The organism is Planococcus lenghuensis (assembly GCF_001999905.1).
GTDB lineage: Bacteria > Bacillota > Bacilli > Bacillales_A > Planococcaceae > Indiicoccus > Indiicoccus lenghuensis.
In genome coordinates this window covers 308,429-329,064 of record NZ_CP019640.1, presented here as the reverse complement: position 1 = coordinate 329,064, position 20,636 = coordinate 308,429, and the positions used below count along the sequence as shown (strand labels likewise).

General features: G+C 51.3%; 19 protein-coding genes and 1 pseudogene. 2 read left to right on the top strand and 18 right to left on the bottom strand.

Going from position 1 to position 20,636, the window contains the following annotated elements:
* Window positions 1–49: 49 nt before the first annotated feature.
* The gene (locus tag B0X71_RS01825) at window positions 50–490 is read left to right on the top strand and encodes a YtoQ family protein (protein WP_077587856.1); all 441 of its coding nucleotides are present in this window, start codon (window positions 50–52) and stop codon (window positions 488–490) included.
* A 283-nt stretch (window positions 491–773) separates the two neighbouring features.
* Window positions 774–2,438 (top strand): annotated as a pseudogene (locus B0X71_RS21315) (IS1182 family transposase); the annotation flags it as partial.
* 141 nt (window positions 2,439–2,579) lie between these two features.
* Here the strand turns inward: B0X71_RS21315 and B0X71_RS01815 are convergent.
* From B0X71_RS01815 to B0X71_RS01730, 18 genes are all read right to left on the bottom strand, one after another.
* Window positions 2,580–2,888, bottom strand: coding sequence for a DUF4870 domain-containing protein (locus B0X71_RS01815; RefSeq protein ID WP_077587854.1), 309 nt, complete (start codon window positions 2,886–2,888; stop codon window positions 2,580–2,582).
* Window positions 2,889–2,955: 67 nt separating this feature from the next.
* Window positions 2,956–3,933, bottom strand: a complete 978-nt coding sequence (locus B0X71_RS01810) for a zinc-binding dehydrogenase (RefSeq protein WP_077587853.1) — start codon at window positions 3,931–3,933, stop codon at window positions 2,956–2,958.
* The gene (locus tag B0X71_RS01805) at window positions 3,930–4,871 is read right to left on the bottom strand and encodes an ArsA family ATPase (protein ID WP_077587852.1); all 942 of its coding nucleotides are present in this window, start codon (window positions 4,869–4,871) and stop codon (window positions 3,930–3,932) included. Before B0X71_RS01805 ends, B0X71_RS01810 begins: the two co-directional genes overlap by 4 nt.
* Window positions 4,872–4,884: 13 nt before the next feature.
* Window positions 4,885–5,142, bottom strand: a complete 258-nt coding sequence (locus tag B0X71_RS01800; RefSeq protein WP_198038667.1) for a cory-CC-star protein — start codon at window positions 5,140–5,142, stop codon at window positions 4,885–4,887.
* Window positions 5,143–5,200: 58 nt separating this feature from the next.
* Window positions 5,201–6,934, bottom strand: a complete 1,734-nt coding sequence (locus B0X71_RS01795) for a carbon starvation CstA family protein (protein ID WP_077587851.1) — start codon at window positions 6,932–6,934, stop codon at window positions 5,201–5,203.
* A gap of 169 nt (window positions 6,935–7,103) precedes the next feature.
* Window positions 7,104–8,099 carry a phosphotriesterase family protein gene (locus tag B0X71_RS01790; protein WP_077587850.1) on the bottom strand — a complete coding sequence of 332 codons (996 nt, stop codon included), beginning with the start codon at window positions 8,097–8,099 and terminating at the stop codon, window positions 7,104–7,106.
* Window positions 8,100–9,773 (bottom strand): long-chain fatty acid--CoA ligase, encoded by a 1,674-nt coding sequence (locus tag B0X71_RS01785; protein WP_077587849.1) that lies wholly within the window; start codon window positions 9,771–9,773, stop codon window positions 8,100–8,102.
* A gap of 312 nt (window positions 9,774–10,085) precedes the next feature.
* Window positions 10,086–10,865, bottom strand: a complete 780-nt coding sequence (locus B0X71_RS01780; RefSeq protein ID WP_077587848.1) for an enoyl-CoA hydratase/isomerase family protein — start codon at window positions 10,863–10,865, stop codon at window positions 10,086–10,088.
* A 72-nt stretch (window positions 10,866–10,937) separates the two neighbouring features.
* Entirely contained in the window at window positions 10,938–11,912 is a 975-nt protein-coding gene (locus B0X71_RS01775; protein ID WP_077587847.1) for a quinone oxidoreductase family protein, read from the bottom strand.
* Between the two features lie 19 nt (window positions 11,913–11,931).
* The gene (locus tag B0X71_RS01770) at window positions 11,932–13,713 is read right to left on the bottom strand and encodes an acyl-CoA dehydrogenase FadE (protein WP_077587846.1); all 1,782 of its coding nucleotides are present in this window, start codon (window positions 13,711–13,713) and stop codon (window positions 11,932–11,934) included.
* Window positions 13,694–14,440: a 2-phosphosulfolactate phosphatase gene (locus B0X71_RS01765; RefSeq protein ID WP_077587845.1), complete on the bottom strand. Its 747-nt coding sequence runs from the start codon at window positions 14,438–14,440 to the stop codon at window positions 13,694–13,696. Before B0X71_RS01765 ends, B0X71_RS01770 begins: the two co-directional genes overlap by 20 nt.
* Before the next feature lie 4 nt (window positions 14,441–14,444).
* Window positions 14,445–15,512 (bottom strand): phosphotransferase family protein, encoded by a 1,068-nt coding sequence (locus tag B0X71_RS01760; protein WP_077587844.1) that lies wholly within the window; start codon window positions 15,510–15,512, stop codon window positions 14,445–14,447.
* Between the two features lie 5 nt (window positions 15,513–15,517).
* The gene (locus B0X71_RS01755) at window positions 15,518–15,931 is read right to left on the bottom strand and encodes an acyl-CoA thioesterase (protein WP_077587843.1); all 414 of its coding nucleotides are present in this window, start codon (window positions 15,929–15,931) and stop codon (window positions 15,518–15,520) included.
* A gap of 16 nt (window positions 15,932–15,947) precedes the next feature.
* The gene (locus B0X71_RS01750) at window positions 15,948–16,727 is read right to left on the bottom strand and encodes an enoyl-CoA hydratase (RefSeq protein WP_077587842.1); all 780 of its coding nucleotides are present in this window, start codon (window positions 16,725–16,727) and stop codon (window positions 15,948–15,950) included.
* A complete protein-coding gene (locus B0X71_RS01745; protein WP_077587841.1) occupies window positions 16,727–17,611 on the bottom strand; it encodes a 3-hydroxyacyl-CoA dehydrogenase family protein in 885 nt (294 codons plus the stop codon). Before B0X71_RS01745 ends, B0X71_RS01750 begins: the two co-directional genes overlap by 1 nt.
* Window positions 17,612–17,623: 12 nt before the next feature.
* Window positions 17,624–18,181: a TetR/AcrR family transcriptional regulator gene (locus B0X71_RS01740; RefSeq protein WP_077587840.1), complete on the bottom strand. Its 558-nt coding sequence runs from the start codon at window positions 18,179–18,181 to the stop codon at window positions 17,624–17,626.
* 39 nt (window positions 18,182–18,220) lie between these two features.
* Window positions 18,221–19,834 (bottom strand): long-chain-fatty-acid--CoA ligase, encoded by a 1,614-nt coding sequence (locus B0X71_RS01735; RefSeq protein ID WP_077587839.1) that lies wholly within the window; start codon window positions 19,832–19,834, stop codon window positions 18,221–18,223.
* A gap of 28 nt (window positions 19,835–19,862) precedes the next feature.
* The gene (locus B0X71_RS01730; protein ID WP_077587838.1) at window positions 19,863–20,636 is read right to left on the bottom strand and encodes an SDR family oxidoreductase; all 774 of its coding nucleotides are present in this window, start codon (window positions 20,634–20,636) and stop codon (window positions 19,863–19,865) included.

The window sequence follows — 20,636 nt, the reverse complement described above, 5'->3', positions numbered from 1 at the left end:
TTCTCCGTATGGTAAACTTGATAGGAAACGGAGAGCGGAGGGATGTATAATGAGACTGACAGTTTATTTGGCAGGAGAAATTCACAGCTCGTGGCGGGAAGAAATCCGCAAAAAAACGGAAGCGTTGAATCTTCCCGTGGATTTCGTCGGGCCGATGGAAGATCATGAACGCTCGGATGGAATCGGTGAGGAAATCCTTGGGGAACAGCCGTCTGCGGTTTTCCGGGACATGGCAGCATCCAGCTTCAATAATTTGCGGACGGAAGTTCTGCTGCAGAAGGCGGATCTCGTCATTGCGTTATTCGGCGAACAGTATAAACAGTGGAATACCGCGATGGACGCAAGCGCTGCGATTACAGCGGGGAAACCATTGATTCTTGTCCGGCCCGAGAAACTGCACCATGCACTGAAGGAATTATCCCGAAAAGCGCATGCCACGGTTGAAACACCGGACCAGGCGGTTAAAGCACTTGCCTACATTTTCAATTGAATCAAAAAGGGGCTGTCCCGAAAGGTCATGAAAAATGACCTCGAGGGGCAGCCCCTTTTTTCTATTCGTAAAGAAGTAGCTGGGGTTCGGCCCGGCGGACGCTTTCCGCGGGCACGGCTTCAGACGCTTCCCTCGCTATACTCGGTCCAGGGTCTTCAGCTCGTGCTGGTCCCGCAGGAGTCGCCGCCGGCCTTCCCGCTAGTCAAGTCATCAATGCATACAAAAATCGTCCGTTTCTGTAAAATGGGAGTTACCACACAACCACTCAGAAAGGACGATTTTTATGCGCAATCCAACGATTGCTTCTACCGATTATACCATGCAACCACCTCTTCCGTCAGGTGAATTACTTGAACACGAAACCGCAGTTTCCACCCAAGGGCGCCGGCCGGCGCCCGCATTCAAACCGTATGATCCGACCCAGGCCTTATCCATTCCTGATATTGGCGCCCTGATTCCCGACCATCATGTGGCTCGTGTGGTGGATCAGTTGGTTGAGGCTTTCCCCGATGAGGTGTTGACCGCCTGCTACCCTGGCGGGGGGCGACCACCCTTCCACCCGAAACTGATGCTCAAAGTTATTCTCTATGCCTATTCCCAAAAAGTTTATTCCTGCCGGGGCATCGCCACGATGCTGCACGAGGATCTTCCGGCGATCTGGCTGGCGGCGATGCAGAAACCGGATTTCCGGACCATCAACCATTTCCGGAGCGTCCGAATGGGAGCGGTCATCGATCAGTTATTCGAGTTCACTGTTTTGGAACTTCACCGGCAAGGGTTTGTCGAGTTTGAGAACTACTTCCTGGACGGGACGAAGATGGAAGCGGACGCCAATAAGTATAGCTTTGTCTTCCGTAAGGCGGTGACGGGGCGGGAAGCGAAACTGAAAATCAGAATTCAGGAAACGCTTCAGGAAATCCAGGAGATTGCCAAGGCGGAGGGATTGGAACTGGGCCAGCTGGCCGAGGAGCCGGCGGCTGCGGAATTGGCTTCAATTGCGAACCAGCTGGAAGACCAAATGGACATCCTGACGGATCTCATTGCTGAGGAAGAGATTGTGGAAAACAGAAAAGGACTCCGCAAACGGCACAGTCTCCTGAAAAAGAAAGTGAAACTGATTCGTGAAAACTTCATTCCTCGCCAAGAAACGTATGCGGAACAGCTCGCCGTCTGTGGAGAGCGCAACAGCTTCTCGAAGACGGACCCGGACGCCACATTCATGCGGATGAAGGAAGATCATATGAAGAATGGCCAGCTGAAACCCGGATACAATATCCAGATGGCGACCGAGAATCAATTTGTACTGTTCTATACCATTCATCAGCGCCCAGGAGATGCTCGCTGCCTGATTCCACATCTGGAAGAGCTGCAGGCATCTGCCCTGCCTATGCCGAAGACCATCGTCGCGGATGCCGGCTATGGAAGCGAAGAGAACTACCTCTACCTGATCGGGGATGAAAAAGAACCGCTTGCCGGCTTCCTGATCCCGTATGGCACCTATCTGAAAGAGCAGACGAAGAAGTTTAAAAACAATGAATGGAACGCGAAAAACTGGACGTATGAAGAAGCGGATGACCGATTCATCTGTCCAAACGGCCGCCGCGTCGTTTTCAAAAAGTATCAGGAGAAGAAAAATGCATCGGGCTTTGTTCAGTCCTATAGAATCTACGAATGTGAAGACTGTACCGGATGTCCGCTGAAAGAATCGTGTACCAAGGCGAAAGGGAACCGTCAGGTTCACTGGAACCCGGTCTACGAGGAATTGAAAATGAAAGCGAAAGAAGCCCTTGAATGTGAGGACCGAAAACTGGTATACGCCCGAAGAAAAATCGAGGTGGAAACCGGTTTCGGCGATATCAAGGGCAATTTGGCGTTCCGCCGGTTCCATCTCCGGGGGCTTCAGAAAGTGCACATCGAATTCGGACTCATCGCCATGGCGCATAATTTTCGGAAAGTGGCCGGTTTCCTCCGGTCACTTTCCGAAAAAGCGAACTTTAAAAAAACAGGGAGAGAACAACCGATTGGTTATTCTCTCCCTGTTTTTAATTTAGGGGGGCTTTTTGGACAGCCCCTTTTTGTGTTCTCCGATTTAGCGGTACAAACCGCCAACGATCGGGTAATTGAATTTCTCGTGGTTCACCGCTTTAACAATTCCGATGATCGGCACGATAAAGCCCATCGCTGCAAACACGATCAACAGTGGAATGCCTACCAGGAAAAACGCAAGTACGAATGAAACGATAATCAGCACCGTCAAGGCAATCTGGAACAGAATCGCCTGGACCGACAGTTTTTTCACTTCTTCATCAGTCGCAATCAAATAAACAATAAACGGCACCAGAAACGGAGCGAAAAACGCACTTGTATGCACGAGCACTTTTAATCCGGTGTTTTCCATCCTTTTCATCCTCTCCTAATGTTCCTATCTAGTTATACGGATGACTTCACGGATGGTTCCAGGATTTCTATAATTTGAATGCTAGTTTCCCGAATTGCTTTCCTTCTTTAAGATAAGCGAATGCCTCTTCCAGTTCGTCCAGTGCAAACGTCCGATCCACAGCCGAATGGAGTTCATGATCCGCAATGAGTTTCAGCGCTGCCCGGAACTCGTCCCGGCTGCCCATCGTTGAACCGAATAACTGATACTGCCCGTAAAAGAATTTGCGTAAATCAAAATCGACCGTGTCTTCTGTTGTGGCACCGAACACGACGATCCGGCCGCCTTTTTTCAGCACATCGAGCGATCGGTTGAACGTGGCGCGTCCGATGCTTTCAATGACGAGATCCACCGTTTCACCCGCCAGTTCCTGCTGCCAGTCGCTGTTCGTATCAATGGCCCGATCGGCTCCAAGTTCAAGTGCGTGCTTCTGCTTTTCTTCGCTTCGGGACGTGACAATCACCCGCGCACCTGCCTGTTTGGCGAATTGGATGAGATAAGTCGCCACTCCGCTTCCTGCGCCCGGGATGAAAACGGTATCCCCTTCCTTCACTTCACCTTTTGTGATAAGTGCCCGGTAACCTGTCAGCATGGCAAGCCCCATGACACCTGCTTCGTCCCAGGAGAGATGAGCCGGTTTCTTTTCAAGCTGTTCAGCGGAAATGGCGATTTTTTCAGCGAATGTCCCGTGATCGGGCATACCGAGAATATCGAATCCCTGTGGTGGCGCCGGGCTGTTATCGAACCAGCGAAGCGCCGGATTGATGATCACTTCATCCCCGACCGCGACGTTCGTAACTCCTTCCCCGACGGCAGTCACAACGCCTGCCCCGTCAGATCCGAGGATGAGCGCTTCCTTATCGTTTCCCCATCTATTCGGGATATTCAAATCCCGGTGATTAAGCCCGGCGGTCCGGAGTTCCACGACCGCTTCTCCCGCACGCGCTTCCGGTTCCGGCATATCTTTGACTTTCAGTTTTCCGTATTCCAGTACTGCGGCTTTCATAACATACTCCCTTTCTTGAAATAAGTGCTGTATCTTTCCAGCTGTTCGAGCTCGGAAACATCGCCGGGAAACAGTGGAATATAGATTTTCTCCTGCTTTTCAAACCGTTTCCGGATGTCTTCCAGATGAGGCTTTTCATACTTTTTCCGCTCCGCGAAAAATGTGCCATCCGCTTCTTCCGGCAGAACTTTATTGATGATCAATGTCTTGACGTCCAACTCGTACTTGGCCAGCAGCTGGATCGCTTTCTCTGTCTCCAGAATCGGAAGCCGTTCGGGATTCAGCACGAAAATGAATCCGGTCTCTTCCTGATTCAGCAAGATTCGGCGCACGCGTGCAAAGCGCTGCTGGCGTTCTCTGAGCACGTCGTAAACCGGGTCTTCCCGCGGTTCCCCGTCGTTCAGGAGACGGCTGTAATTGTCGTTCGTTTTTTTCCGTTTCGCGAGCAGCCCCTCAATCCAGACACCCATGAGTTCAGGGAGCGACAGCAGCCGGATCGTATGACCCGTTGGAGCGGTATCAAAAATGATTTTATCAAAGTTCTCCCGTTCTTCTAAAATAATGCGGATCAGTTTATCAAAAAGCGCCGCTTCATCAGCTCCCGGGGAAGCTTTTGCTGTATCAAGCTGCCGGTGCACTTCTTCCATCATGCCGGAGTGTACCGTCCCTTTGATATTTTCTTTTACGCTATTAATGTACTTCGTCGTTTCCCGCTCCGGATCGATTTCAAGCGCTGAGAGATTCCGCTGAATCCGCGTAATGTCCCCGCCAATCTTCCGCCGGAAAATATCGCCGGTATTATGTGCCGGATCGGTCGAAACGAGAAGCGTTTCGTGCCCTTCGCGCGCTGACATAAGCGCAAGAGCGGCAGCAGATGTCGATTTTCCGACGCCGCCTTTGCCGCCCACAAAAATGATCGTTTTCGTTAATACGTCCATATGACTCTCCCTTTCAGCAGCACCGGATTCCGCTCAGTGGTGATTTGTCCATTCCCATCCGTAAATGCCAATCATGGAACTGTTCAATCATGTACGGATACAGTTCCAATGTGTAGTAATAAACGGGATTGGGAATGCCGAGCATTTCCGAATAAAGCATCAAAAAAAACAAATCATCTTCATTCCGGAGCTCGAGTGCGATTTCTCTTTTATGCGGCAAGCTGATGACTTCCTCATAATAAGCAAGCAACTTCTTCATATGTTCGAGCACTTGTTTTCTCCTCCTTCAATGAAGAAAAGGGATCTCGTGAGATCCCCCTCTTTCTGCATCATTCCGTATCGAGTACTTTTGGTGTCTTATCCCGCAGGACGGATACCGCGGTAACCATGATCCACAGTGCAAATACCAGGATGATGGAACCGAAGATGAAGAGCAGCCAGTTTGTATTGTCTCCCCAGAATGACCATTGCAGGAATACCTGCTGAATCATTGCATAGAGCGTCATGAAGATGATGAAAATCATCGGAACAAGTGTAATCCAGTAATTCCGGCTCAATCGCTTCAGCCAAATGGAGATCAGCAGTAAACTGATGCCGGCAAGCAGCTGGTTCGCCGTCCCGAACAGCGGCCACAGCAGGAATCCGCCGGAACCGAAGCCATTCGGCCCTTTCGGCAGCAGTACAAGTGCCGCACTGGATACGACTGCGATAGATGTCGCCACATGTGCTTTTGTCAGTGCAGGAACGTTATACTCCTGACCGAGCTCAGAAATGATGTAGCGCATCAGCCGAACGGATGTATCAAGCGACGTTGCGGCGAAACTGACTACGATAACCGCAACGATCGTTGAGGCGATGTTGGCTGGAATTAATAGACCTGTCGCTAACTGGCTTGCCCCGAGAATGAAGTTGCCGAGTCCGCCGCCGCTTGCAGCAGCAAAACTGCTGTACGTTTCACGGAATGCGCCTGCCGTCGGGAATAGTGTTACAACAGCAAGAATCGAGATCAGCGCCAGTACCCCTTCCCCTACAGCGCCGGCATAACCGACAAAGCGGGCATCCGTTTCCTTATTTATTTGCTTGGATGATGTTCCTGACGACACCAAGCCATGGAATCCGGAAATAGCTCCGCACGCAATGGTGATGAACAGCAGCGGGAACCATGACACATCCGTTGTAGCATTTGTCAGCGGTGCTGTGATTTCCGGATTCGTGAACAGCAATCCGAGATACAAAATCGCCAGCCCGACGATCAATTGATGGGAATTAATAAAATCGCGCGGCTGCAGCAGTTTCCATACCGGCAGTGTCGAAGCAATGTAGACATACACCATCAAAATGACAATCCAGACGAAGAATGCTGTTGAAACCGCGCCAAGCCCGAACAGTCCTGCTCCTTCTTCTCCTCCAAAGTATGAAACCACATCGATCTGAAGAATCGGGATTTGTGCTGCCAGTATAGCCGTCAAGTACATAACAGCAAGTGCGACCAGTGACGGCACCAGCATGTTTTTGCTGCGTTTATGCACAGCGTAGCCAATCCAGACGGCAAGCGGAATTTGGATGAACACCGGCAGTACACTCGCCGGGAAGGTGATGAACAAGTTGGCGATTACCCAGGCGAACACGGCATTTACCATAAGGACCAGTATTAAGATAATAAATAAGAACAAGATTTTTCCGCGCTGGCCGATCAGCCGGTTCGCAAGAGTACCGACGGACTGCCCTTTGTTACGGACAGACAGTGCGAGCGTACCGAAATCGTGGACACCTGCTGCAAAAATCGTGCCGAATACCACCCAGATGAAAGCCGGCAGCCAGCCCCAATAGACGGCGATGGCTGGGCCGAGAATCGGCGCAGCTCCTGCCACTGACGTAAAGTGATGGCCCCAGAGGACGAATTTATTGGTCGGGACGAAGTCGACTCCGTCCTCCAATTTATGCGCGGGCGTTACATAATTCGGATCAAGCTTGAATACTCTTTCCGCTACATACTTCGAATAAAAACGGTAACCTAAAAAAAAGAGAAAAAGTCCTATCGAAGCTACAGCAATTGCATTCATTAATCTTCCCTCCTTCTACATTATACAAACAGTAATACCCTTTCAGTTTAGACTATTCTAAAAATAAAGTAAATGCTATTTCTGACAACATAAATTTAACTTTCATCTATTATGAAGTCAGTCTCTTTTCTGCTGTCAGCCCACGAAAAAAGCCGGTTACCCGGCTTTTTTAAACGGTCAGCGCCTTTCCTGCGAATAGCTTTTTCGGGTTCTCCGTAAACAATTTATCCAGCTGCTCCTCTGTTACGCCCGCTTGTTTCAGCTGCGGCACCACTTCCTCGAACAGATAAGTCGGATGCCAATTGGCGACACCTGCTTCCGCTTGCGGCGGGATGACCGGCGGACGGCCAAGCCAGACAGTGATGGAATCATGGGACAGCATGATTTGATCTTCATATCCGTCCGCCAACAGTTCCAGCAATGTCTTGATCCGCTCCTGATCGAAAGGTGCTCCGACCATCCCCTGCAGGCCGAACCGGTCGAATGCGATACTCACTCCTGTTTCAAGCGCTTGCTTATGGTAGGACGGATCCGTATTGCCGCACATATGGCCGAGGACGATACTCGCCGGATCCGCCCCGAGATCTATCAGCAGCCGTGCCTGCTCGGGTCCCATTGTCCCTTCCTGCGTATGCGTCAAAAGCGTAATGCCCGTTTCCCGTTGCGCCTGTGCCGCCGCCCGGAAGAACATCTGCTCATAATCCGTGATCGCCCCTTTACTGGACGCCAGTTTAATGATGCCCGGTTTAATACCGGATGTCCCGATCCCATCGGTGATTTCTTTCATGAACATTTCACTGATTTCCTGCTCCGCACTTCCGAGTGACGCTCTGAATTTAAAATAAGGCGTCGCTCCTTCGCCCTCGTAATAGTAGCCGGTCGCGCAGATGATTTGCAGGCCGGACCGCTCGGAAATCGCTTTAAGCACCTCAGGGTCCCGACCGCATTCGTTCGGTGTCGGATCAACAACCGTCTTCACCCCGTGGCTCATCATCTTTTCAGCTGCCGCGACTCCCGCACCCACCGCTTCTTCGAAGTTGAACGGGCCGAGTGTGCTGTCGCCCTGGAATCCGGGATACCCGAAAATGAAATGTTCATGAATCAGTGTTTTCCCCATGTCTTCTGGCGCAATCGGTCCTGTGACTGTCTCCACTTGTTTTGCCATTTACAAAACCTCCCCGGATTTTCCCCGCTCTTCGTCCTGCAGTTTCCGCCATAAAATTTTCCCGCTGCTTGTCGTCGGAAATGTTTCCCGGAATTCAATGAACCGCGGATACTTATAGGCTGCCATTTGCCCCTTCGCCCATTCGATGATTTCCTCTTCCGTCACATCGCCTTTTGCTTCTTCATTCAAAATGACAAATGCTTTGACCGTTTCGCCTCTTCTCGGATCGGGAATGCCGACCACACAGGCCTGCTGGATGGCTGGATGTTTATAAAGCATCGATTCCACTTCTGTCGGCCATACTTTAAAACCCGCGGCGTTGATCATCCGCTTTACGCGATCCACGATGAAAAAGTAACCTTCTTCGTCTGTTCGCACAATATCACCCGTCCGGAAAAAAACTTTGCCGTCAAACTCGATGAACGAGTTCCGATTCTCATCCGGCCGGTTGTGATAGCCCTTAAATACTTGCGGCCCGTTCACGATGAGCTCCCCGTCCTGACCGGGACCGAGTTCTTTTCCGGTTGAAGGTTCGATGACACGCGCGTCCACATCGAATGACGGAATACCAAGGCACTGCAGTTTCGGCCGGTCCGGCGGATTGAAATGCGTATGTGAAATCGTCTCCGATAACCCGTATCCTTCGATATATTCCAGTCCGGTGATCGCTGTCAGCTTTTCTCCGACCGCTTCCGGAAGCGGGGCTCCTCCACCGCCGATTGCCTGCAGTGAGGAAATATCGTATTGCGCCAATTTCGGATTTGCGAGAAAATCGATGAGCATCGTGCTGATGTTGATCCAATGCGTGCAGCCGTACCGCTCGATTGCACTTGCCGCATAGTCGCGGTCCCAGCGGGTCATCATGACCATCGTCCCGCCTGCATAAATCGGCGTGTTCATACTATGCACCATACCGGTGACATGAAAAAGCGGAAGCGTCAATAATGCGGCCGCATCTGCGGTGATATTCATCCAATGGAAAGCTCCGACCGTATTCGCCTGCACCGTCCGGTTCGTATGGATACAACCCTTCGGTTGACCGGTCGTACCGGATGTATACGGCAGAATTGCCGTGTCTTCTGCATCCCCTCTGTATTCGAACGGTTTGCATCCTGCTCCGATTGCCTCTTTCCACTCAATCACTTTATCAACCACTTGCACCGGCTCCCTGACAGCTTCCGGTAATTCCCCAAGTCCATCCCCGTTTCCTGCGTAGTCAGAATAAGCAGCAGTGATAATTTGTGTAAGCGAGGTACGGCCTTTCAATTCATTTACCCGGCCATATAACTCTTGACCGATAATTCCGGCCCGGATGGCGCTGTCTTCTACGTAAAATGCCATCTCTTCCGCTGTGTTCATCGGATTGACCGGCACAATGACAGCTTCCGCCCGCAATATGGCATAATAACCGATCAGAAACTGCGGGGCATTCTGCATGAACAGCAGAACGTTCTCGCCTTTCTTGACGCCCAGCACATTCTGCAGATACCCTGCAAGCGCTTCCACTTCTTTGAGCACTTGACTGTACGTATACCGGGCGCCGTAATAAACCAGTGCCGTCTTTTCCGGATATTTTTTTGCTGAAATTGCCAAATTATCATATAAAGTGGTTTCAGGAACAGCGAGTGTTTTCGGTAATCTGCTTGGCCAAAATTCGAAATGTGCCTTATTCATCCGATTTCCTCCCTTAAAACCGACATATGCGTCTTCAGGCAGCAGCTGTGGGATTATTCAATTTGATGGATTCTTTTCGTAAGAATTGTGGATTCCTGAATGGAATCGCTCCCGATGAATACTTTCCACCGACACAGCTCCACCCTCCTGAAACTCCCGCCAACGTTTCAGGTGATTTTCAGCTCGGTGCCCGTATGCAAACGCATCCCAAATGAGCCTGCCGGTTATCTGTCCTTGCTTTCCTGCTTTTTAAAGTGATGAATTAACCGGTTGCACCAAGATCAGCGCCTTCTTTTAACCTGTTTCCGGTTCTCAGCGTGGATTAAAGTCGGGTTTCCGCTTTTCCTTGAATGCCGCCACACCTTCTTTATGATTATCGGTTGTAACCATCATTGCCTGCGTGATTCGTTCCTGTTCGAGGATTTCAGCGAGACTTGAAGTCGCCGCCTGATCTGTGATTTTCTTCAAGAGTCCAAACGTCCGGCCAGGACCGGCTGCCAGTCGTTCGGCTAACGCCAGTGCTTCCTGTTCCAATTGATCGACCGGATATACATAATTTACGATTCCCCATTCGTGCGCCTGCCGGGCGGTAATCGGTTCTGCGCTGAAAAATAATTGCTTTGCCCGGTATGGTCCGATCAGCCGCGGCAGGAAATATAAGCCTCCCCCGTCTGAAATGAGACCGACTTGGGCAAAACTCATAACAAATTTACTGTCTTCAGCAGCCACGATAAGATCGCTCGCGAGCGCCAAATTGAATGCTGCACCCGCCGCAAAACCATGAACCGCTGCCACAATCGGCTTTTCAAGTTCGCGCATTGCGAGAATCAATTTATTCAGTTCACCGATATGATCATATGTCTCTGCAGGACCAGCCTGTCCCATCGTTTTTACGTCACCGCCGGCTGAAAACGACCGGCCTGCACCTGATAATACAATCGCTCCGACATCATCATTCTCCCCTGCCGCTTTCACTTCTTCCGTCAGCTGTTCAATCATTTCCGGGCTGAATGCATTCAGACTTTCCGGCCGGTTCAATTGCAGTGAAAGCACAGCGTCCTGCTGCTTTACTACTACGTGTTCACTTGTCATTCCCATTCCTCCTCGGTCTGTTTTCTTTCGCCATTTCAGAAAGCCGGAAAGCCATCGCTTTCCGGCAGTAATTCAAGGTACCAGCACCAGCTTGCCGATCGTCTTCCGACCCTGCAGCTGCCGATGCACATCTGCCGCTTCCGCAAGCGGGTACGTGCCGCCCACTGTCAGTTTCAGTTTGCCGCTCCCTGTCCATTCCAGTAATTCACCAAGGCTCTGTCTGAATAAATCCGGTTTCCGCATGATTTGCGGCAGGAAGAACCCGACGACCGACTGATTTTTCCGCATAAGCTGTCCCGGTTGGAACTGAGCCTGTTCACCGCTCGCTGCCCCGAAAATGACCAGCCGGCCGAACGGCGCCAAGCATCTCAGCGTCTGATGGAACACTTCGCCTCCCACCATTTCAAGCGCCACATCCACACCCTTGCCGCCTGTCAGTTCCTTTACTTTATCTTCCCAGCCAGCTTCCGTGTAGTTCACGAGATGATCCGCCCCAAGGCTGCGTGCATGCTCCAGTTTTTCGTCTGTGCTGGCTGTCGCAATGACGCTCCCGGCCCCGAAAATTTTAGCCAGCTGCACCGCCAATGTTCCGACGCCGCCTGCCGCCGCATGCACGAGTACGGTCTCGCCCGGTTCTACCCGGCCCATCGTTTTCAGGATATGATAGGCACTCAGTCCTTGCAGCGGTAAAGCGACCGCCTGCTCAAATGGTACGCCGTCAGGCACAGGAATCAACGTCTGTTCCGCAACAGTGACATATTCGGCATAGCCGCCGGATTCAATCAATGCCACGACGCGCGCACCAGGTTTAAACCGGGTCACGCCTCCACCGACTGCTGAAACTGTCCCCGCGATCTCTGCTCCCGGTGTAAATGGCAGCGGTGTCGGCACAACATACTGCCCTTCCCGCCGGGCGGTGTCCGCGTAATTCACGCCAATTGCCTTGATCTCAACAACCACTTCTCCTTGTGCGGGTTCAGGCATCGGCGCTTCCGTCAGCTCCAGCACTTCCGGGCCGCCATACTTTTCCAATTTTACGATTTTCATAAATTTTCCTCCTTCTGGTTCAGCTTACAAATTGCCCGGCTTCAAATTGCGCCTGGGCGATTGCCCGCTTCGTCCGCGCTGTGCCACCGCGCTGCAACCGGCTCAATTCTGCGGTAACTGCAGTAACGGCGGTGGCCAGCTGTGGATTTTTTGCCGCTGATTGAATCATTTTCCGCGCAGCGAGTTCAGCAGCCAACAGCGTCTCGTCGGCAAGCGCCTCGGCAAGCTGGAGTTTCAGCTGCACTTTCTCTTCACCTTTTGCATCGAGTTCTTTTTGCGTCCGAAGCACAGCGGATTCCAAGGCATACAGCGCAATACCGAGATTTGCAAGCTGCATCAGCACGCCCTGCTCTTCTGCCAGTTTTTCACCATATGCCTCAAATGCCAGTCCTGCACACATCAAAAGGACACGTCGAACAGCTTTGACTGCTTCTGTTTCCCGCGTAATTGGTCCAATCCCGTCCACTTTTGGTTCCTGCATCTCGGAAGCCGCCTGATTGACGAGATCCAGCAGCGGAATCTGTCCTTTCATCGCCGCTTTCAGCAGATTCATCGGGATGAGCAGGCGATTGATTTCGTTCGTCCCTTCGAAAATCCGGTTGATCCGGGAATCCCGGTACATCTGCTCGACACCGTATTCTTTGATATACCCATAGCCACCATGCAGCTGAAGCGCTTCATCGGCGACGAAATCAAGTGTTTCCGAACCATAGACTTTGCACACTGCACATTCTGATGCATATTCCATCAGCTGTTTTGCAATGAGACGCTGATCGTCCGACTCATATAGACTACCGAGCGCGTCTTCCAGATAACCAGCTGTCCGGTACTGCAGCGATTCAGCCGCATAGATGCGGATCGCCATGTCGGCGATTTTCTCCTGCGTTGCACCGAAATCTGCAATCGCCCTGCCGAATTGCTTTCGTTCTTTCACATAGCCAAGTGCGAGTCCCATCCCGTATTTGGCCGCTCCCGTACAGGCAGAACCAAGATTAAACCGCCCCAAGTTCAGCACGTTCAGTGCGATGACATGGCCTTTGCCGACTTCACCAAGCAGGTTCTCCACCGGCACTTCGCAGTCTTCAAAAATAACCGCTCGGGTCGAAGAGCTTTTGATGCCCATCTTCTGTTCTTCCGGTCCGAGCGACAACCCCGGAAAGTTCCGCTCCACGATAAATGCGGTGAACGCGTTTCCATCCACTTTGGCGTAAGTGATGAACGTATCCGAGAATTCCGCATTTGTGATGAACATTTTAGTGCCGTTCAAAATATAATGTGTTCCGGCTTCATTCAGCCGTGCGGTCGTCTGTGCTGCGAGCGCATCCGATCCGGCGTTCGGCTCCGTCAGACAGTAAGCACCGATGAACTCACCGGAGGCGAGCTTCGGCAAGTATTTCTCTTTCTGCTGTTCCGTCCCGAAATACGTAATCGGGAGTGTCGCGATGCATGTGTGATTGGACTGCGCCACACTGTAGCCGCCGCCCGACCCGAGCATCTCGCCGACGAGCCCTTTGCTGATTTTATCGAGCCCAAGGCCCCCGTATGCTTCGGGTACGCTGTGTCCGAGCAGGCCGAGTTCACCCGCCTTGTGTAGAAGTTCCTTCACTTTAGTGAAATCCTGATTCTCCAGCGCTTCATTATTCGGCCGCACTTCCTGTTCCAGGAAGCGCTTTGCAGTAGCTGCAATCATCCGGTGCTCTTCGGTAAAATTTTCCGGGGTGAATACCGCATCTTTCTCTGCGGGGCTGTAGAGGAACGAGCCGCCCCGATATGCCAGTGTGTCAGTCTTCATAACGTTCATCTCCTTCTGAAGCAATCGTATTGCCTTTAAATTCAGGAACTGTCGGAATGATGCCCCGGTTGGCCGCAAATTCAATTTCTTCTTCCCACTCGTTCCGCAGCAGCATTTTTCCGACACGGGATGCCTTCAAAATTTCTGCCGCTTCCTGTTTTCTGGATTGATAGAATAATAGCGCCGCCTGTGCGGCATCGGTCAGTTCCCATGTGTCTGATTCTTCCAGCAGGCAGTCAATGAAGTAACCTGCTCCGTAGAAATCTTCCAGACAGAATTCTCCGCCGGACCCGGAACAAACTGCGATCACCGTTTCATTTTTATGCCGCTTGGCAATCAGCTCAGCTGCTGCCTGGCCATTCAAGAGAGAAGCGATGTATGTCCGTGCCGCCGTTGCCGAATTCCGGATCGCAACGGTCCCATTCGTCGTGGACAGCACGACCGTTTTTCCTCCGACGGTCTTTTGCAGCTGCAGTGGATTCGGATCGAGGAACCCTTCAATGGTCGCGCCGTTGAACTCGCCTGTCAGACAGAAACTGTCAGCTTTCAGCCGCTCTGCAGCTTTTCGCGCTTCGTCTCCATCCATCACCGGAATAACTTCTTTTGCACCATAATGTAAACAGGAGACAATGGTGGACGTTGCAAGCAGCACATCAAAGACGACCGCTATTTTGCCGTCCTGGAGTTTCGTTTCTTCCAGTTCTTCTTTTTTCAGCAGCACATGCAGTTTCGGCATTTCTTCACGTCCCTTTTGCAACAGCCAGTGCATGGCGGATCAGACTGTCCGCGAACCGATTAAAATGGGCGAACCGCTTATCCTGGGTCTGTCCCTGCCGGTAGCGGTAGTAGATCTGTTGAATGATGACAGCCAGTTTGAAGTAGGCAAACGTCAGATAAAACTTCATATTGCTTACATCCCGTCCGCTTTTCTTCCCGTATTGCTCGATGAATTCCTGGCGCGTATAGAAACCATCCAGGACGGTGACCGGCGGCTTGCCCATTCCGGATTTCAACAATTCAGGATCATCCGACTGGATCCAGTAACTCATCGCCGCACCAAGATCGGCAAGCGGATCACCGACGGTCGTCATTTCCCAGTCGAACAAGCCTGTCAGCTGTGAGAAATCTTTCGAGAACATGGTATTATTCAATTTGAAATCATAATGGATGACTGTCGGATCCGGTGATGCCGGAATATTGGCGGTCATCCATGCCTTCAATTCATCTATACCTTCCATATCATCGGTCGCCGCCCGTTCATAGCGGCCGATCCAGCCATGCACTTGCCGTTCCATGAACCCTTCAGGTTTTGCAAGTTCAGCAAGCGGCGTCTCCTTATAGTCCAATGCATGGAGTTCAACAAGCGTGTCGACCATTTTTTCGGAAATCCGGCGGCATAAATCCGGCGTCGGTTCCACTCCTTCCGGAAAAGCGGTATCCAGCACAATGCCATGCCGCCGTTCCATGACGAAAAACGGACTGCCGACAATATCGGAATCATCCGAAAACACGTATGGTTCCGGAGCCGCTGGAAATACAGGATGCAAAGCCGACAAAATCCGATGCTCCCGTTCCATATCATGCGCTTTTGGCGCAACAGGACCGAGCGGCGGCCGACGTAGCACAGCTTCCCAGTCACCGATCTGCAAAGCATAGGTTAAATTGGAATGACCGGTGCCGAATTGGCGGACCGTCAGCTCCCCTGCCGGCAACCCGTCGATTCTTGTCCGCAGGAATTGCTCCAGTTTCTGTACATTCAACTCTTCCCCCGATCTTACAGGGATCGTATCGTTCGTATGTGTCGTCATTCGTTTCACCCCGCCTCTGATGCTGCTGCCAGATGTTCTGTCAATGTCTCGCGGAACCAATCCGGCAGCCGCTCGCTTTTTTGTTTATCAAAGTCAAAAAAGACGATACTCGCCTCCCCGTTTGCAATACGCTTCCCTCTGTCATCCTCAATCCGGTGAACAATCGTGAAACTGGAATTGCCGATCCGGCTGATTTCGGAAACCACTTTCAGCCGCTGATTAAAGTAGCCTTGGCTGACAAAATCACATGTGGCAGATGCCAGAATGAATTTCCAGTTACCTATCCCCATCTCAAAGCCCATTTCCCCAAAAAAGTCCGTCCGCGCTTCTTCCAGATAGATAAAATAGCTAATATTGCTGATATGGCCCAGCGCATCTGTCTCACAAAATCGGACTTTCACATCTATCTCGTGCGCCACTCGGTCTCCTCCTCCATTATTTATTCCGAAATGCCGGCTTTCGTTTTTCAATGAACGCCCGCACTCCTTCCTGAATGTCTTCTGTCTGAAACACTTCTTCAAAGAGCGCTGCTTCACGTTCAATTCCTTCACCGAGCGAAAGCGCAAGCCCCTCATCCACAGCCTGCTTGATCCGGGAAAGAGCGGGTAATGAAAAACCGCTGATCCGGGCAGCCATTTTCTCCGCCGCTTTCAGTACATCACCCGTCGGCACAACGAAATTCACGAGACCGATACTGGCCGCTTCCGCAGCATCAACCGGAATCCCCGTAAACATCAGTTCTTTTGCTTTCGCTTCACCTACAAGGCGCGGCAGACGCTGTGTACCGCCGCCGCCCGGAAACAGGCCGAGTGTAATCTCAGGCAGCCCGATCTGAACAGCTGCATCCGCTATGCGAATATCGCAGCACAGCGCCAGCTCTGTTCCGCCTCCGAGCGTCAAGCCGTTCAATGCGGCGATCACCGGTTTTTCAAAGGCATCAATTTTATTCAATATGGCATGGGTCTCCATGAGTCCCTGCTTAAGGCCGGATTTACCGATCAATTCCGGGAACTCTTTAATATCGGCACCTGCAACGAATGCCCGGTCGCCTGCCGCTGTCAACACGACCGCAGTGACTTCCGGGTCTTGTCCCAGCTTGCTGAATGTTTCATCCAATTCCTTGAAAACGCGCTGACTCAGCACATTCATCGGCGGATTGGACAAGGTTATAACCGCATAGCCGTTCCGTTTCTCGCTATGTACGTGATCCGCCATCAGCTTCTCACTTCCTTGAGTGAGTAATCGTAAAATCCCTTGCCGGTTTTACGGCCGAGCTCCCCCGCTTTCACTTTTTCTTCAATGAACGCAGGCGGCTTATCTGCCGGGTCCCCGGTTTCCGCATAACGCTGCTGCATGACGTAATAACCGACATCGATTCCGGAAAGATCCATCAATTCGAACGGTCCGATCGGGTGGCGGAGCGCTTTTTTGACGATCAGGTCAATATCCGCATAGTCCGCAATCCCCGCCTCATATAAATCCATCGCTTCTTTCTGAAGGGCACCGAGAATCCGGTTGGCCACAAACCCGGAAATTTCCTTCCGGAGCAGAATTCCCGTCAGGCCAATTTGTTCACAGACAGCCAGCGCTTTCTGTGCCGTTTCTTCAGACGTCCGGTCACTCATCACGACTTCCACGCAATCCATGACGAGCGGCGGGAAAAAGAAATGCATATTGCAAACCTGTTCCGGCCGTCCTGTCACTTCTGCGATCAATGAATTGACGATTGTCGAACTGTTGGAGGCCAGAATGGCATGAGGCGGCGCGATTCGATCAAGTTGCGTAAAAATATCCCGCTTTACATCCAGTTTTTCCACAACGGCTTCAATGACCATGTCTGCGTCACTTGCCGCCTCTTCCAACACCCCAGTAAATGCAAGGCGGTTGAAAGCCGATTCACGTTCTTCTTGAGTGATTTTCTTTTTTTGCACCCATTGCTCCATCAATGCTTCCAAACTGTATTGTGCTTTTTCAAGTGCATCAGCGTTCACGTCCTGCAGCTTTGTCTGATAGCCGCCCAATGCGCATAGCATCGCAATCTGATGACCCATCTGACCGGCGCCAACCACGCAAATCCGTTTTATATCGTTATTCGCCATTCTGCCCCTCCTTTATTCGATGCCTTGTAAAATAAGCGTTGTATAAATCGCCGCCAAGTGGTCCGGTGAAATTTCACCGGCCGGGTTATACCATTGATAACTCCAATTCGTGATGCCGAGAACTGCGAACGCTGTAATTCCCGGCTCCATATCTTCCCGGAACTCACCTGCACCCTTGCCCCGTTCCAGCACTTGTTCAATAGTAAGTCGGAATCGTTCCCGTTTTTCCCTGATTTCAGCAGCATTTTCTTGTCCCAGGTGACGGACTTCCCGAAAAAAGACACGGGCACTCGGCCCGTAAGAAGCAATATCCATAATCAGCAGCCTGATCATCCCGCTGATCTTCTCTCTTGCTGAATCCCCGCTTTCAACAATCACTTGCTGCCGTGCCAGCAGTCGATCGATGTAACCCAGATGAATTTCCATCAGCAATTGTTCTTTACTTGTGAAGTAATAATAGAAGGTTCCTTTTGTCACACCAAGCGCTTCTACAATGTCCTGTACCGATGTCTCGACAAATCCCTTCTCTTCAAACAAGAGAATGCTGTGCTGTGTGATTTTCTCTTTCATACCTCTCTCCCGCCGTTCCTGTTATCAGCTGTACTTCTGTTACCGGTTTTCTTCGCGAAGTGCCCGTCGCAGAATTTTCCCGACATTCGTCTTTGGCAGTTCAGCCCGGAATTCGACAGCACGAGGCACTTTATACGCAGCCATTTTGCCGCGTGCCCATTCAATCAATTCGTCTTCTGTCACTTCCTGTCCGGCTTTGTTCACAATGATCGCTTTCACACTCTCACCGCGATACGGATCTGCAATGCCGATGACCACCGCTTCCTGCACCGCCGGATGCTCGTACAGCACTTCTTCAATATCACGCGGATAAACGTTATAGCCACTCGAGATGATCATGTCCTTTTTGCGATCCACAATAAAAACATAACCGTCCTCGTCTACCTTGGCGATATCGCCTGTGTACAGCCAGCCGTCCCGGAGCGCATTTTCCGTTTCTTCCGGCATATTCCAATAGCCTTTCATTACTTGCGGGCCGCGGATGATCAGTTCACCGGCTTCACCGGCAGGAACTTCGTTTTCACCCGTAGCGAGGTCCACCACCTTGTATTCAGTGGAAGGAATGCCGATTCCGATGCTGCCGGGTTTCCGGGCCGCAAATGAAGGATTGCAATGAGTTACAGGGGAAGCTTCTGACAGTCCATAACCTTCCAGGATTTTCGCGCCGGTTTTCCCTTCAAACTCTTTCATCGTTTCCACCGGCATCGGGGCGCTACCGCTATTGCATAGATGAATGCTGTCGATGCCGTACTCCTGGGCCTTTGGATGATTGGTAATCGCGATATACATCGTCGGCACGCCAGGGAACGTCGTCGGCTGTTCCCGTTTAATGGTGTCCAGCACTTCCTGGAGATCAAATCGCGGCAGCAGAATGTTCTGTGAACCGGTTAAAATGGACAGATTCATAGCCGAAGACATTGCGAATACGTGAAACAGCGGAATGACCGTCAGGCAGCGCTCTTCGCCGAAAACAAAATCATGTTTGAAAAACTCGTGAGACTGGAACGCATTCGCCAGGATATTCCGGTGCGTGAGCATGGCACCTTTCGACAGCCCCGTCGTCCCGCCTGTATACTGCAGGACCGCGATGTCCTCCTGAGGATTTATTTCCACGTTTGCCAATTTTCCGTCTCCCTTACCAACGAAGCTGGTAAATGACCAGTCTCCTTCCTGCAGGTCGGGCTGGTCCGTCTCAAAACTGACAACGATAATGTTTTTCAGTGACGTTTCACCGGCAATTGCTTTAATGCGTGGATACAGCGGTTCATAGACGACAATCGTTTCCGCTCCGGAATCCTTCAGCAAGTAAATCAGTTCCTGCTCCAGCAGCATCGGATTGACTTGCGTGACGGTCGCCCCGGCTTTCAGAATGCCGTAATACGAGACCACATATTGCGGACAGTTCGGCAGCATAATCGCCGCCCGGTCCCCTTTCTGAACCCCTGACTGCTGGAGCGATGAAGCAAACACCGTCGAAAATGTCAGCAATTCCTTGTAGGTCATTTCTCTTCCGTAGAATTTCAATGCCACGTTATCCGGAATCTTCGCGGCTGTTTCAGCGAGAATATCGGGTAGTGTCTTGTCCGGAAACTCCATTACGGCGTTGATATCTTCCGGGTAATGCTTATGCCAAGTTTGCTCTGTTACTGTCATCTCCACATCGCCTCCATTTTGAATTGTTTTAAACAGCGTGCATGCCGCCGTCTACCACCAGTACATCACCAGTCACATAATCCGATGCTTTTGAAGCCAGGAACAAGGCTGCTCCTTTCAGGTCTTCATCTGTTCCGAAGCGTCGGAGCGGTGTGAGATTAAGAATTTGATCGCCGCCTTTTTCAATCAGCACCTTAGACATTTTCGTCGGAAAGAATCCAGGTGCAATGGCGTTCACGTTGATGTTATGCTGTCCCCATTTAGCTGCCAGATCCTTTGTCATCGTGATGACGGCGCCTTTTGAGGTGTTATAGCCAATCGTATCCATAAACCGGGGATCCGTTCCGCCAAGACCTGCCACAGACGAAATATTGATGATTTTGCCGCCGCCTTTTTCAATCATGACCTTACCCGCCGCCTGGCTCATCAGGAAGGTACCCGTCACGTTGACGTTCATGACTTTCTGCCAGGCATCAAGCGGCATTTCCGCAGCCGGCGCTCCCCATGTGGCACCGGAATTATTCACCAGAATATCAATAGTGCCGAATTTTTCCACTGTTTTTTCAATGACATTTCGGACATCTTCGGGGTTTGAAATATCACAAGCCATTGACAGTGACTGTACGCCCGCTTCCTCCAATTGCTTCCTCACGTCCTCACAGGCTTCCACGTTCCGTGAGCACACGACAACATTTGCGCCTGCTTCTGCGAAACCTTGGGCGATTTGTGCGCCAAGACCTCTTCCGCCACCTGTAACAATGGCGGTTTTACCCTTGAGACTGAATAAATCCATCACATTCAT